This window comes from Nonomuraea sp. NPDC048892 (assembly GCF_040649735.1).
Classification (GTDB): Bacteria; Actinomycetota; Actinomycetes; order Streptosporangiales; family Streptosporangiaceae; genus Nonomuraea; species Nonomuraea maheshkhaliensis.
The window spans coordinates 1-13,261 of sequence record NZ_JBEZFZ010000011.1; the positions used below are offsets into that span (position 1 = coordinate 1).

The following is a 13,261-nucleotide window of genomic DNA, read 5'->3' on the forward strand; positions in this document are numbered from 1 at the left end:
GGTGGTCTGGGGGTCGAGCAGCGACTGCCCGGAGGCGACCGTGCGGACCGCGCCGACCAGGTCGGAGCCGTGGATCTGCTTGAGCACGTAGCCGGATGCCCCCGCCATGACCGCGTCGAACAGGGCGTCGTCGTCGGCGAAGGACGTCAGCATCAGGCACGCCAGCCCCGGCACCCGGGAGCGCACCTCGCGGCACACGTCCACCCCGTTGCCGTCCGGCAGCCGTACGTCCAGCACCGCCACGTCCGGCACGAGCGCGGGAATGCGCGCTATCGCCGACTCGGCCGTGCCCGCCTCGCCGATCACTTCGATGTCGTCCTCGGACTCCAGCAACGCCGCCACGCCACGCCGGACGACCTCATGGTCGTCCAGCAGGAACACCCGAATCATGCCTCCGACGCTACAGCGGGCGTGGCCGCGAGCGTAGGGACGAAAGTCCCGAGAAACCGGCGGGGGCCCGCCACGATGGTGGCGGGCCCCCGTTCGGGTCCGTCAGGAGACGGTCAGGACGAACGAGGCGTCGCTCGGGTGACCCTCGGCGTCGGTGCTGCGCACGGAGACGCCGTGGTGGCCCGCGTGGCACCACGGGGACTTCACGGTCACGCTCAGCCAGCGCGGATCGCCCCACAGGCCCACCGACGTGGCGTGCACCGCCACCGGGCCGCCCAGGTCGACCTCATGGCTGAGGATGATGCAGTAGAGCCCCTCGCGCACCTGCCAGGCGTGCACGACGTTCTTGCTGTCGCCCACCGGCGAGCCGTCCTTGCCGATCACGATCGACGCCTGGGCGTACGGCGTGTCGGCCAGGGCGGGAGCGACCGGGGCAAGGACCGCGGCGGCGGTGAGAGCCGTCGCGGCCAGGCGCTTGATGGTGTTCATGTCTTTGTGCCTTTCTGTCCCGGTCAGGAGATGGTGACGTCGAAGCCGCCGTCCGCCAGGTGCCCCGTGCTGGTGTTGTAGACGTGGATGGCGAGCGTGTTGTGGCCCTCGCACGTCGAGGACGGGTTCCGGTAGGCGATGTGCGGCAGGCGCCGTGGGTCACGCGGGGTGATCTGGATCAGGGCGCCGGTGACGTCCACCTTGTGGGAGAACTCCACGCAGTAGCGGCCGGTGTCGACCCGCTCGGAGGAGATGACGTTCTTGTAGTTGTTCAGTGCCCCGTCGGCGTCGACGATCGCGCCGGCCCTCGCGTACGGCGCGTAGATGTCGGCGTGCGCGACGGATCCGGCGGCCAGGAAACAGCTGGCGGCGGCCAGGACGAGACCGCCGGCCAGGGAATGACGCAGCATGAATTACCCCCTTTGGTACAACCGCAGAAGAGATCTGCAGCGGCACGCTAAGCCAGGGGAGGCGGCGGCGCCACGAACCACCCCGCGTCATGACGTTCAAGGAATCTTGACCGCGTCGGGCCGCCGTCCGCGCTGGTCAAGGCGGCATGATGGTGCCCGCGCGCTCGGGGTGGCTCCGCGCGGTCAGTGCTGCTCGACGGCGGCGGCGGGCACGGCCACCGGCTCGGGGTCGCGCCGCCCCGGCAGCGCCAGGGTGATCGCCGCGGCGGCCAGCGCGGCCCCGCATCCGATCAGCATGCCGGTACGGAACCCCGCCTCCGACGGCAGCGCCCGGCCGCCGAAGTCGATGGTCAGCTGCGACAGGACCACCCCGACCACCGCCGCCGACACCGTGGTGCCGATCGAGCGCATGAGGGTGTTGAAGCTGTTGGCGGCGCCGGTCTCCGAGCGGGGCACCGCACCCATGATGAGCGCGGGCATCGAGCCGTAGGCGAACCCGATGCCGACGGCGCACAGGCAGGTGACGATCAGCAGTCCGAACGGGCTGCCGAGCAGGAACATGGAGGAGCCGTACCCCAGGGCCATGACCAGGCTGCCGACCATCAGCGTCACCTTGGGGCCCCGGGCGGCCGACAGGCGGGCGCCGACCGGCGAGATGACCATCATCATCAGCCCCGACGGCGCCATCCACAGACCGGCGGCCAGCATCGACTGGCCCAGGCCGTAGCCGGTGGCCTCGGGCAGCTGCAGGATCTGGATCACGATGAGCGACTGGGCGAACATCGAGAAGCCGACCACGATCGAGGCCACGTTGGTCAGCAGCACTTGAGGCCGAGCGGTGACCCGCAGGTCGACCAGAGGGTCGCGGACGCGCAACTCCCACCAGCCCCACAGCGGCAGGACGACCGCCGCCGCGGCCAGCAGCCCGAGCGTGGTGCCGCTGGTCCAGCCCCAGTCGGCGCCCTTCGAGACGCCGAGCAGCAGGCAGACCAGGCCCGCGCCGAGCCCCAGCGCGCCCACCAGGTCGATGCGGCCCCGTGCCGCGGCGGGCGTGGGCGGCACCAGCAGCCGGATGAGGACGCCGACCGCCAGGCTCAGCACGGCCGCGGCCCAGAACAGCGCCCGCCAGCTGGCGTACTCGGCGACCCCGGCGGCCACCGGCAGGCCGAGCGCGCCGCCGATGCCCATGGACGAGCTCATCAGCGCGATGGCCGGGCCCAGCCGGTCGGGCGGCAGCACGTCGCGCAGCGCGCTGATGCCCAGCGGGATCACCCCCATGCCCATGCCCTGCAGCCCGCGGCCGATGACCATCGGGGCGAGGGAGCCGGCGAGCGCGCAGACGACGCAGCCGAGGACGAGGGGGACCGTGCAGACGAGCATCATCCGGCGCTTGCCGTACAGGTCGCCCAGCCGTCCCATCACCGGCGTCGTCACCGCTCCGGCCAGCAGCGTGGCCGTGACCACCCAGGAGGCGTTCGACGCCGAGGTGCCGAGCAGCACCGGCAGCTCGCCGATGAGCGGCACGACCAGGGTCTGGGTGAGAGAGGCGACGATACCGGCCACCGCCATCACGGTGACGATGCCATGGGGGCGGCCCCCGGAACCGGGCTCGGCCACGCGATTCCCCCTTCTGTGATCGACGTGAGAGCGGTGTGCACTCTACACATCGAGTGTTTCATGCACACATCGGGGGACTCGTACCCCGCCTGTCGCCGGATGCCCGAATCCTCCGGGCTCTGGTTTAACTAAGGCGAGCGCCTTAAAGTTGATCGACATGTCAACGATGGAGGGCCGATGAGCGACAGCCTGCCGAACTACCCGTTCGACCGATCCGCCACGCTGGAGCCGCCGCAGGAGTGGGCCGAGCTGCAGGCCGGCTGCCCGGTGGCGCACGTGCGGCTGCCCAGCGGCGACACCGCCCGCCTGCTCACCCGCTACGACGACGTGCGCACCGTGCTCACCGACTCACGCTTCCGCCGGGGCGGCGGCGACGCCGCGCGCGTGTCCACCACGAAGGACGGCGGCATCTTCGCGCGGGCCAGTGAGGGCACGGACCTGAGGGAGGGGGAGGGGCACATGCGCTGGCGGCGGCTGCTGAGCCGCTCCTTCACCATCAAGCGGATGGAGGCGTGGCGGCCCCGCGTGCAGGCCATGGCCGACGAGCTCGTGGACGAGATGGTCAAGTGGGGCTCCCCGGCCAACCTGTCGGCCGGGCTCGGGCTGCCCCTGCCGGTACGGGTCATCTGCGCGCTCGTCGGCGCGCCGAGCAAGGACCAGGACAAGTTCGCCCACTGGTCGCAGGTCATGCTCACGCTGACCCGCTACAGCCAGGCGGAGGTGGAGGAGGCCTACCGGGACTTCGACGCCTACGTCTCCGTTCTCGTCGACGAAAGGCGCGCCGACCCGGGCGACGACCTGCTCAGCGAGCTCACCCAGATCTCCGACAGCGAGGACGGGCGGCTCAGCCACCAGGAGCTCATCGCCACCGTACGCGCGCTGCTGCTGGCCGGCCACGAGACCACCTCCAACATGATCGCCATCATGGCGGCCATGCTCCTGTCGGAGCGCGAGCGCTACCAGGCGGTCATCGACGACCCGGAGCTCATCCAGGGCACCGTGGAGGAGGTCCTGCGGCTGGACACCACGCTCAGCGTCATCGGCTTCCCCCGCGTCGCCACCGAGGAATCCGACCTGGACGGATCCGTGGTGCCGGCCGGAGCGACCGTCATCCCGTGCCGGCCCGCCGCCAACCGCGACCCGCGCAGGTTCGACGAGCCCGAGCGGTTCGACCCGCGCCGCGCCAACGCCGCCCAGCACCTGAGCTTCGGCGCGGGCTCCCACTACTGCCTCGGCCAGCCGCTGGCCCGCCTGGAGCTGCAGGTGGTGCTCGGCACGCTCGTCCGCAGGCTGCCGACGCTGCGGCTGCGCGACGGCGTGGACGGCCTGCGGCTGCGCAAGGGGCTGCTGTCCGGCGGGCTCGAGGACGTCTGGGTCACCTGGTGACAACCGCCCCGGCGTCGGCTCGTGCCGTCCTGGCCAGGACCGTGATCATGCGTACGGCCGAGCGCCTGTACGCCACCCACGGCCTGGCCGAGGTGTCCCTGCGGCAGATCGGGGAGGCGGCGGGGCAGCGCAACAAGTCGGCGGTGCAGTATCACTTCTCCGGCCGCGACGACCTGATCAAGGCGATCCTGGCCGAGCACGCCGAGGCGATCGAACGGCACCGGCTCGCCCTGGCGGCCCGCCAGGGCGAGCCCGGCCCGCGCGACCGGGTCCGCCACATCGTGCTGCCCCGCATCGAGCACCACATAGAGCTGGGCACACCCTCCTGGTACGGCCGCTTCCTCGCGCAGGTCACGGTCGAGCCGGCGCTGCGCGAGTACGCCGTGCGGGCGCACCTGAACACGGCCTCCCTGCGCCGCCTGCACGACTCCCACGGCTCCGGCGTCGGCCGGTCGAAGGACATGACCCGGCAGCTCATCGTGCACATGTCGGCCGAGCTGGAGACGGAGCTGGCCCGGGAGCAGCCGCCCGCTGCGGTGGCCGCCGCGGCCTGGCGGCGGCTGGGCGCCGACCTGGTCACGGCCATCACCGGCCTCACCGAGGCTCTCGGTACGTCGGCCGGTGGTGTGCGGCGGCCCGATCAGCGTGTTCCCGGCCGGGGCCTGGGCGGGTAGCGGGGCGCGTGCGGGCGGTACTCGCCATATCGCTCCGCCTCGCGCAGGGCGTCCAGGAAGGAGCCGGGGCCGTCGAAGTCGGGCATCTCCAGATACGCCGCCCCGACCCCGTCCGGATCGTGCGCGTCCGAGCCCACCGTGCCGGGCAGCCCGTACGCCAGCGCCGTCCGCAGCGCGGCCCGATTGTGCTCCTGGTCGGCGGCCTTGGCGTTGAACACCTCCACCGCGTCGATCAGCCCGGCCGCGCACATCGCGCCGAGCTCGGCCCCGACGCCCGAGCGCAGCGGGTCGTACGGGTGCGGCGCGCACACGATCCCGCCCTGCGCGCGGATCCGCCGCACCACCTCCCGGGCCGCCAGCACGTACGGGACCCGCTCGGTCAGGAACAGCCCGATCAGCTCGCCCGAGCCGGTGCGGATCTCCTCGCCGGGCACCACCCGGGCCCCGATCTCCCTCGACAGCCGCTCCGCCGTCCCCGCCAGCAGGTTGTGCTCGGTGAGGCAGACGACGTCGATCCGGTGGGCCGCGACCCGCTCGGCCAGCTGGCCGAGCGTGGTGACGGCGTCGCCGGACGCGACGGTGTGCACGTGGCAGTCGACCCGCACCCATCCAGGGCGCACGTCCCGCCGCGTGTCAGGAGGAGACGTATCAGGTGGAACGGTCATCGCGCACTCCGCAGGCGGCCGAACTGCTGCCGAGGGCGGTGACGACGCCGGCCAGTCTGACCATCCGGAGGGTCAGAGCTGAACGGACGTGGTGGTGAGGAACTCCTCCAGCCCGAAGCGGCCGTACTCGCGGCCGTACCCCGACTGCTTGAAGCCGCCGAAGGGCGCCAGGCCGTTGTGCGCGCCGTCGTTGACGCGGATCTGCCCGGCCCGCAGCCGCCTGGCCACCCGTCGGGCGCGCCCGGGGTCGGCGGAGCGCACGCCGGCCGCCAGCCCGTACGCGGTCCCGTTGGCGATGCGCACCGCGTCGTCCTCCCCGTCGTAGGGCAGCACGACCAGCACCGGCCCGAAGATCTCCTCCTGGGCGATCCGCGACTCGGGCGTGACCCCGCTCAGCACGGTCGGGCGCACGTAGTAGCCGCGCTCCAGCCCGTCGGGGGCCTCGGGCCCGCCGGTCAGGATCGTCGCGCCGTCCTCGGCCGCCGCCCGCAGATGATCGCGTACGCGCTCCCGCTGCACCGCCGACACCAGCGGACCGAGCCGCGTGGCCGGGTCGCGGGGATCGCCGATCGTGTACGTCAGCGCCTCCTCGGCCGCGATCGTCTCCGCCCGGGCCAGCCGCTCGCGCGGGACGAGCAGCCGGGTCAGCGCCGAGCAGGTCTGACCCGAGTTGAGGTAGCAGGCGCCGACGCCCTTGCGTACCGCGTCCTCGAACGCGGCGTCGCCGAGGTCGTCGAGCAGCACGTTCGGCGACTTGCCGCCCAGCTCCAGCGCGGTGCGCTTGACCCCGGCGGCGGCCAGCTCGGCGACCCGCCGCCCGGCCCTGGTGGAGCCGGTGAAGGAGATCATGTCCACCAGCGGATGCGCGGCCAGCGCCTCCCCGGCCTCCGGCCCGGTGCCCGAGACCAGGTTGAACACGCCCGGCGGGAACCCCGCCTCGTGCATCACGTCGGCCAGCACGAACGCGTTGAGCGGCGTCACCTCGCTCGGCTTGAGCACCACCGTGCAGCCCGCGGTGAGCGCGGGGGCGACCTTGGCGGCGATCTGGTGCAGCGGATAGTTCCACGGGGTGATCGCGCCGACCACGCCGATCGGGTCCCGGTAGACCACCGAGTCGCCGAGCCGCTCCTCGAACTCCAGGCCCGCCGCGATGTCGGGCATGGAGGCGAACGTACGGACCGGCGCGCCCACCTGGATGGCCCGGGTCAGCCGCAGCGGCATGCCCAGCTCGTCCACGATCATCTCGGCCAGCTCGTCCGTGCGTTCCCGCAACGCCTCCGCCACGGCCGCGCACAGCGCCGCACGCTCGGCGGCGGGCCGGGCCGACCACGCGGGCAGCGCGGCGGCCGCCGCCTCCACGGCTCTGGCCACGTCCTTGGCGTCGCCGCGCGGCACCTCCTCGAAGGCCTCCTCGGTGGTGGGGTTCACCACCGGTATCGCCGCGCCGCCGCCGGCCGGAACCCACTCGCCGTCGACATAGATCCGATGTGGCATGGCCCACCTCAGGTATGGGAGCTAGATTCTAGATTTGGATTCTAGTTTCACTCCATCCCGCCGTCCAGGGCGTGGGCCATGCCCGCCGGATCAGCCGATGCGCAGGGGGAGCGCACGAGGCCCGCGCACCTGGCTGGCGGCCCACGTCACCGACGCCGGATCGGCCAGCTCGAACACCGGGACACGCTCCAGCCAGACCTCCAGCGCCACCCGCAGCTCCATCCGGGCCAGGTGGGAGCCCACGCAGCGGTGGATGCCCAGCCCGAAGGCGGCGTGCCGGTTCACCTCACGGTCGATGACCACCTCGCCGGCCCGCTCGAACTGGGCCGGATCGCGGTTGGCGGCGGGGAAGGAGAGCAGGATCCAGTCGTCGGCCTTCATGTCCACGCCGTTCCAGTTCATGTCCTCTCTGACCAGGCGGGCCATGGTGACCGGCGCGTAGGCGCGCAGGAACTCCTCCATCGCGGTCGGCAGCAGCCCCGGCTCCGCCACCAGCCGTTCGCGGTCGGCCGGCGTCTTGGCCAGGTGCCACAGGGACGCGCCGATCGCGCTCCACGTCGTGTCGATCCCCGCGATGAGCAGCAGCGTCATCGTGCCGACGACGTGCAAGGGGTCCAGCTTGCGGCCGTAGAGCTCGGCGTTGATGAGGTACGTCGTCAGGTCGTCACGCGGGTTGGCGACGTGATCCTGAATCTGCGCCACCAGGTAGTCCGTGAGCTGGTCGAAGCCCTGCAGCCGCTCGTCCTGCGGCCGGTTGATGCTCTCCAGCGCGATCTCGACGAACCGGGCGAAGCGCGGGCCGTCCTCCGGCGGGAAGCCGAGCATGTCGGAGATCACCCGCATCGGGATGTGCTGGGCGTACTCGCGGGCGGCGTCCACGACCTCCCGGCCCTCCATCCGGTCGATCAGCGCGTGGCAGAACGCCCTGGTCGCCTCCTCCCGCTTGGCCACCGCCGACTTGGTGAACGCCGGCAGCAGCAGCTTCCTGGCGTCGTGGTGGAAGGGCGGATCGGAGGAGATCGGCGGCACGGCCCCCACCGGGGCCAGCTCCTTCGGCGGGCGCACGTTGCTCACGATGATGGCCCGGGAGGTGAAGCGCTCGGTGTCGTACGCGACCGCGGCGACGTCCTCGTACTTGGTGGGCAGCCACACCCCGCCGAACCGCTCGGTGTGCGCGATCGGGCAGCGCTGCCGCAGGTCGTCCTGGATCGGATAAGGATCGGCCGCCCATACGGGATCGACATGGGAGAAGTCGGTCGCCCAGTCCGAGACCGGGTCGGTGACGATCTCCGTGACGGTGCCGATCGGGCGGCTCTTGCGCTGCTCCTCCAGCTCCTCGCCGAAGCGCTCGCCGGCCGTCATCGCAGTGCTCCGTCCAGCACCTCGATCGCGCGTTCCGGGCAGTTGGACGAGGCCAGGCGCGCCCCTTCCTCCTGCTCCGGCGGTACGGGGCCACCGCCGAGCACCGTGCCGTAGCCCTCGTCGTCCTCGCCGAACAGCCCGGGCGCCAGGTCGTAGCAGCGCCCGTGACCATGGCATCGTCCGGAGTCGATCTGTACCTTCATGGGCTCTCGTTTCCCGTCTGTTGTGGGACACGTCGTTGAGCGAATTAAAAAAGCGTTCATTTGTCCCGTCAACCCCACGGGGGCAGAGCCGGCTCGGGTCAGGTCCCGGGCGCGAGGAGTGCGTGGAGGCCGGAGCGCAGGGTCCGGGCGTCGATGTCCCCCCGCCGGCCCCCAAGGTCTGCTGAGTCCAGCGCGAAGAGGAGCAGCGCTCACCGCGCCCACCACTCCGGGACCGGTCCCCGAGGAATGGGCTGATATTGGGCGCGCTCAGGACATTCCATTCCATCCGCCAGCGGAACTCAAGGAGGATCATGTCCGCCACGATCAGGACCGCCGCCCTGGCGGTGGCCGCGTCCCTCGCTCTCGTCCCCGCCGTCGCTCCCGCCGCCTTCGCCGCCGCCAAGCCCAACCTGCGTGCCTGCTACGACGGCAACTGCAAGATCACCATCACCAAGAAGGTCTCGTTCCCGGTCGACCCCAGCTTCGGCATCACCAGGCTGACCCTCTCCTTCAAGGCCGACCGCATCTACCACAAGTACAGCGGGCCGGGCCTGCGAGGCTCGGGGTACTTCGACGAAGGCGGGTCGAGCACGATCCACGGCATCCTCGTCTACGACCTGTCGGTGTCCAAGAAGAAGGCGGTACTGGCGCTGATGGCGGATCCTCGACGCCGGCTGCGGCGCGGGCCCGCTGTTCGCCGAGTTGCGCGACCGAGGCGCCGTCGTGACCGGCGTCGACGCGAGCGCCGGGATGCTGGAGCTGGCCAGAAAGCGGCTGGGCGCCGACGCCGATCTGCGGGTCGCCGACCTGGCCGCCCCGCTGCCCTTCCCCGACGAGGCGTTCGACGACGTCGTCGCGTCCCTGGTGCTGCACTACCTGGAAGACTGGGCGCCGACGCTGGCCGAGCTGCGACGCGTGCTGAAGCCGGGTGGCAGGCTCCTCGTCTCGGTCGACCATCCTTTCAGCGTCACTCTCTTCCAGCACCTGGCCGGGGAGAAGCCCAGATACTTCGAAACCCGTAGCAGGACCGACGAATGGACCATGGGCGGGCAGAGCACGAAGATGAGGTTCTGGGACCGGCCGCTGCACGCGATGACCGAGTCCTTCACGGCGGCGGGCTTTCGGATCAGCGTCATCAGCGAGCCGCCGTTCGTGCCCGAAGCCCGCGAACGGTTCCCCGAGGAGCTGCGCGAGTTCGAGCCCACGCGCACGAGGTTCCTGTGCTTCTTGTTCTTCGTTCTGGAAGCCGCATAGTGAGCGGCCCGCCTCGGTTCTCGTATCCGAGAGGAATATGCAAGTACGGGCGAGGAACGTTCTAGGGTTCCCGCAGGTCAAGCCAGTTTAATGGAGGTATCGCAAAGAGCGGACACGTTCGCAGGAGGAATATCCATCATGAAGGTCGCCGTCGTCACGGGCGCCAGCTCCGGCATCGGGCAGAGCGCCGCCATCGAGATCGCCAAGCGCGGAACCGGAGTCATCCTGACCTACGGCGGCAACGAGCGAGCTGGGCTGGACACGGCCGCCGCCATCGAGAAGGACGGCGGTAAAGCCGTCGCCCTCCACCTGGACCTCGGCGACGTCGCCGGCTTCGCGGCCTTCAGGGACGCGGTGGCCGGCGCGCTGCGCGACACCTGGCAGCGCGACACCTTCGACTACCTGGTGAACAACGCCGGTTCCAGCGAGGCGTCGCTGATCGTGGACACGAGCGAGGAGACGTTCGACAAGCTCATGCGGGTCCTGCTCAAGGGGCCGTACTTCCTCACCCAGCGGCTGCTGCCCCTGATGGCGGACGGCGGCGCCATCGTCAACACGAGCAGCAGCTCGGCGGCGACGGCGGGCCTGGAGCCGGGCTACTTGGTCTATGCGTCGATGAAGGGCGGCATCGACGTGCTGACCCGGTACATGGCCAAGGAGTTCAGCACGAGGGGCATCCGCGTCAACTCCGTCTCACCCGGACCGACCCGCACCCGGCTCGGCGGCGACGCCTTCACCCGCTTCCCCGAGGTCATCCCGGCCCTCGCGGCGAGGACCGCGCTCGGCCGGCTCGGCGAGCCCGACGACATCGGCGCGATGATCGCCACCCTGGTCTCCGACGAGAGCCGCTGGGTCACCGCCCAGAACATCGAGATCTCGGGCGGCTTCAACCTCTAGACGCCTCGTCAGCCCGCCCTGGAGTGTCGGTCCTGGCTGGTATTCATGATCTTCCGATCGTGAGGAGAGTCGTGTGATGACGTCAGCGGGCAAATGGGACCACCTGGGCCCGGAGATGAGCGCCGTCTACCAGCGGTTCGACGAGCTCACCGAGCAGGGATCCGATCCCGAACCCGGCGTCGACTGGGGGACCTACGGGACTTACGCCCACATGAAACTCTGGCTGGGGCCGGAAGGCGGCCACGACTACGACGAGCGGGTGCTGCGCGTGGTCAGGTCGGTGGCCGAGCGCGACATCGACTTCACCTACCGGCAAGCGCATCACCTCATGGAGCGGGCGTGCTACTGGGCGGGGCGGCAGGGTCACACCCGCTACGAGGAGCTGTTCCGGATCCCGCTCGCGGCCGCCCGCCGGTTCGACCACCAGCGCCGCCGCGAGCTGCTGCGCTGGTTGACGGCCGGGCCGGGGCTGAAGGAGGCGCGGGCGCTCCTGGCCGAGCAGGTGAGCGACCTGCTCACCGAACCCGCCGCGAACGGCCCGGCCGGGGTGGTCCGCACTGAAATCGGAGACACCGACCACTTCGCCCGCATGCTGGCCGAGGAGTACGGCCCGCGCCTGGCCGAGCTGCGGCCCCTGTTACGCCACTGGAACACCGCCCGCTCGACCAGGCCGAGCGCCCGCTGGCTCAGGAACGCCGAGCGGATGCTCACCCCCGGCGCGGTCGCCCTGGTCCGTGAGCTGCTCACCCGGCTGGTGGCCTACCGGGGCGGAGAGTGGGTCGTCCGCCATGGCGAGGGGGAGTGGCAGGACAAGGTCTTCCTCAGGGAGGACACCATCGTCGTGGTGCGCGGCATCCTGTGGACCTGTCAGGTCGTCGACGAGCGCTGGGTGACCTCGCTCGTCACCGACGTCGCGATGACCTGCGGCACCGGCAGCAACGGCATGGGCTCCACGTGCCGCTGCGAGCCCGTCACCAACGCCGCCGTCGGCGTCCTGGCCCGCAGGGGCGGGCTCGACGTGATCGTCCCGCTGTCCAGGATCCAGGCGAAGGTGCGGGCGAGGTCCGTACAGCGGAATCTGAGCCTCGCCCTCGACGCGGTGGCCGCCGAGAACGGGCTGAGCCGCGAGCAGCTGCTCGACCGGGCGGTTCCCACCTTCGGCCTGGACGCCGACGGCGTCCGCGAGGAGAAGATCGGCGACTACCGGGTCCGGTTGTACGCCGACGTGCCCGCCCTGCGCTACGTGAACGCCGCCGGCAAGACCGTCAGGTCGCTGCCGAAGGAGCTGCGCGCGGAGCTGTCCGATCTGCGGGCCGTGCTGAAGGAGCTCAAGCTGGCGCAGGCGGCCGAACGGTTCCGCCTGGAACAGGCGATCGTCCATGAACGGACGTGGCGCTGGCGCGAGGTGAGCGAGTACTTCCTCGACCACCCCGTCACCGGCCCGTACGCCCGCGCCCTGGTCTGGCGGATCGCCGGCGGCCCCGCGGACCTGCCGGTCAGGACGGCCGGCGGCTGGGAACTGGCCGGCCACCGCCCCGACCCCGACGCCGTGGCAGGTCTGTGGCACCCGATTCACGCGAGCGCCGGCGAAGTGGCCGCGTGGCGCGACCGCCTGCTCGAAAGCGGGGTACGCCAGCCGTTCAAGCAGGTCTTCCGCGAGCTCTACCCGCTGACCCCCGCCGAGGAACGAACCGGCACCTTCTCCCGTCGTTTCGCCGGTCACGTGCTGCGCTACGGCCAGGCCAGGACCCTGCTGGGCCAGCGCGGCTGGACCGGCAGGTCGATCGGCCACTGGGACTCCGTGAACGGCGGCGGCCAGGGCGAGGTGATGCGCGACCTGGCGGGCTGGCAGGCCCGCTGGGCGATGCACATCGTCTCCGCCTACGGGATCGAGCCCATGCTGTGTGCCACCGAGAGCATCACCTTCCACCGCGACGGGCGACCGGCGTCGGTCGCCGAGCTGCCGACGCTGGTGCTCTCCGAGATCCTCCGCGACGTCGATCTCGCCGTGGGCGTGGCCTCGGTCGCCCGCGACGACCAGGCGACGGCAGGCCACGAACGTTATTGGCGCTCCCACGGCTTCGGCGAGCTGACGGAGACGGCCAGGACCCGGCGCGAGGTGCTGGCGCGGCTGCTGCCGAAACTGCGGATCGCCTCGCGAACAGAGCTGACCGACCGGTTTCTGCTCGTCCGGGGTGATCTGCGGACGTACAAGATCCATCTAGGGTCGGCGAACATCCTGATGGAGCCCAACGACACGTACCTGTGCATCGTCCCGGCGACCGGGGGCGCGGCCGGGTCGGTGTTCCTGCCGTTCGAGGACGACGGGGGGACGCTGTCGGTGATCCTGTCGAAGGCGTTCCTCCTGGCGGACGACACGGCGATCACCGACCCGACGATCACCCATCAGCTTCACTGAC

Annotated in this window: 12 protein-coding genes and 1 pseudogene; 5 read left to right on the plus strand and 8 right to left on the minus strand. The window is 71.2% G+C overall.

Annotated elements, in window-relative coordinates:
- The 4 genes from AB0C28_RS31395 to AB0C28_RS31410 form a co-directional block, all read right to left on the minus strand.
- The coding region (locus tag AB0C28_RS31395; RefSeq protein ID WP_358079579.1) for a response regulator transcription factor at positions 1-390 on the minus strand (390 nt) is incomplete at its 3' end.
- 102 nt (positions 391-492) lie between these two features.
- Positions 493-879 carry a hypothetical protein gene (locus AB0C28_RS31400; protein ID WP_358079581.1) on the minus strand — a complete coding sequence of 129 codons (387 nt, stop codon included), beginning with the start codon at positions 877-879 and terminating at the stop codon, positions 493-495.
- A 23-nt stretch (positions 880-902) separates the two neighbouring features.
- Positions 903-1,289 carry a hypothetical protein gene (locus AB0C28_RS31405; RefSeq protein WP_357858701.1) on the minus strand — a complete coding sequence of 129 codons (387 nt, stop codon included), beginning with the start codon at positions 1,287-1,289 and terminating at the stop codon, positions 903-905.
- A gap of 183 nt (positions 1,290-1,472) precedes the next feature.
- Positions 1,473-2,906, minus strand: a complete 1,434-nt coding sequence (locus tag AB0C28_RS31410) for an MFS transporter (protein ID WP_358079583.1) — start codon at positions 2,904-2,906, stop codon at positions 1,473-1,475.
- A gap of 177 nt (positions 2,907-3,083) precedes the next feature.
- Here AB0C28_RS31410 and AB0C28_RS31415 point away from each other — a divergent pair, with 177 nt between their 5' ends.
- Together AB0C28_RS31415 and AB0C28_RS31420 are read left to right on the plus strand one after the other, a co-directional pair.
- Positions 3,084-4,292, plus strand: a complete 1,209-nt coding sequence (locus tag AB0C28_RS31415; RefSeq protein ID WP_358079585.1) for a cytochrome P450 — start codon at positions 3,084-3,086, stop codon at positions 4,290-4,292.
- On the plus strand, positions 4,289-4,966 hold the full coding sequence (locus AB0C28_RS31420) for a TetR family transcriptional regulator (protein WP_357858709.1): 678 nt from the start codon (positions 4,289-4,291) through the stop codon (positions 4,964-4,966). Before AB0C28_RS31415 ends, AB0C28_RS31420 begins: the two co-directional genes overlap by 4 nt.
- Here AB0C28_RS31420 and AB0C28_RS31425 read toward each other — a convergent pair.
- The 4 genes from AB0C28_RS31425 to AB0C28_RS31440 all read right to left on the minus strand — a co-directional run bounded on the left by AB0C28_RS31425 (position 4,933) and on the right by AB0C28_RS31440 (position 8,690).
- A complete protein-coding gene (locus tag AB0C28_RS31425; protein WP_358079587.1) occupies positions 4,933-5,586 on the minus strand; it encodes a PHP domain-containing protein in 654 nt (217 codons plus the stop codon). The genes AB0C28_RS31420 and AB0C28_RS31425 overlap by 34 nt on opposite strands.
- A 117-nt stretch (positions 5,587-5,703) precedes the next feature.
- A complete protein-coding gene (locus AB0C28_RS31430) occupies positions 5,704-7,125 on the minus strand; it encodes an aldehyde dehydrogenase family protein (protein WP_357858715.1) in 1,422 nt (473 codons plus the stop codon).
- Between the two features lie 90 nt (positions 7,126-7,215).
- Positions 7,216-8,487: a cytochrome P450 gene (locus tag AB0C28_RS31435; RefSeq protein ID WP_357858718.1), complete on the minus strand. Its 1,272-nt coding sequence runs from the start codon at positions 8,485-8,487 to the stop codon at positions 7,216-7,218.
- Positions 8,484-8,690 (minus strand): ferredoxin, encoded by a 207-nt coding sequence (locus AB0C28_RS31440; RefSeq protein WP_346114296.1) that lies wholly within the window; start codon positions 8,688-8,690, stop codon positions 8,484-8,486. The genes AB0C28_RS31435 and AB0C28_RS31440 overlap by 4 nt, the downstream gene beginning before the upstream one ends.
- 657 nt (positions 8,691-9,347) lie before the next feature.
- Here AB0C28_RS31440 and AB0C28_RS31445 point away from each other — a divergent pair.
- From AB0C28_RS31445 to AB0C28_RS31455, 3 genes and pseudogenes are all read left to right on the plus strand, one after another.
- A pseudogene (locus AB0C28_RS31445) lies at positions 9,348-9,944 on the plus strand (class I SAM-dependent methyltransferase); the annotation flags it as partial.
- 138 nt (positions 9,945-10,082) lie between these two features.
- A complete protein-coding gene (locus AB0C28_RS31450; RefSeq protein ID WP_358079589.1) occupies positions 10,083-10,841 on the plus strand; it encodes an SDR family oxidoreductase in 759 nt (252 codons plus the stop codon).
- Positions 10,842-10,917: 76 nt separating this feature from the next.
- On the plus strand, positions 10,918-13,260 hold the full coding sequence (locus AB0C28_RS31455; RefSeq protein WP_358079900.1) for a DUF4132 domain-containing protein: 2,343 nt from the start codon (positions 10,918-10,920) through the stop codon (positions 13,258-13,260).
- Position 13,261 lies beyond the last annotated feature (1 nt).

Bases quoted from the DNA above. Each gene is read 5' to 3' on its own strand.
- AB0C28_RS31430 (WP_357858715.1), bottom strand. From the start codon at position 7,125: ATGCCACATCGGATCTATGTCGACGGCGAGTGGGTTCCGGCCGGCGGC.
- AB0C28_RS31405 (WP_357858701.1), bottom strand. From the start codon at position 1,289: ATGCTGCGTCATTCCCTGGCCGGCGGTCTCGTCCTGGCCGCCGCCAGC.
- AB0C28_RS31455 (WP_358079900.1), top strand. From the start codon at position 10,918: ATGACGTCAGCGGGCAAATGGGACCACCTGGGCCCGGAGATGAGCGCC.
- AB0C28_RS31400 (WP_358079581.1), bottom strand. From the start codon at position 879: ATGAACACCATCAAGCGCCTGGCCGCGACGGCTCTCACCGCCGCCGCG.
- AB0C28_RS31450 (WP_358079589.1), top strand. From the start codon at position 10,083: ATGAAGGTCGCCGTCGTCACGGGCGCCAGCTCCGGCATCGGGCAGAGC.
- AB0C28_RS31415 (WP_358079585.1), top strand. From the start codon at position 3,084: ATGAGCGACAGCCTGCCGAACTACCCGTTCGACCGATCCGCCACGCTG.
- AB0C28_RS31435 (WP_357858718.1), bottom strand. From the start codon at position 8,487: ATGACGGCCGGCGAGCGCTTCGGCGAGGAGCTGGAGGAGCAGCGCAAG.
- AB0C28_RS31440 (WP_346114296.1), bottom strand. From the start codon at position 8,690: ATGAAGGTACAGATCGACTCCGGACGATGCCATGGTCACGGGCGCTGC.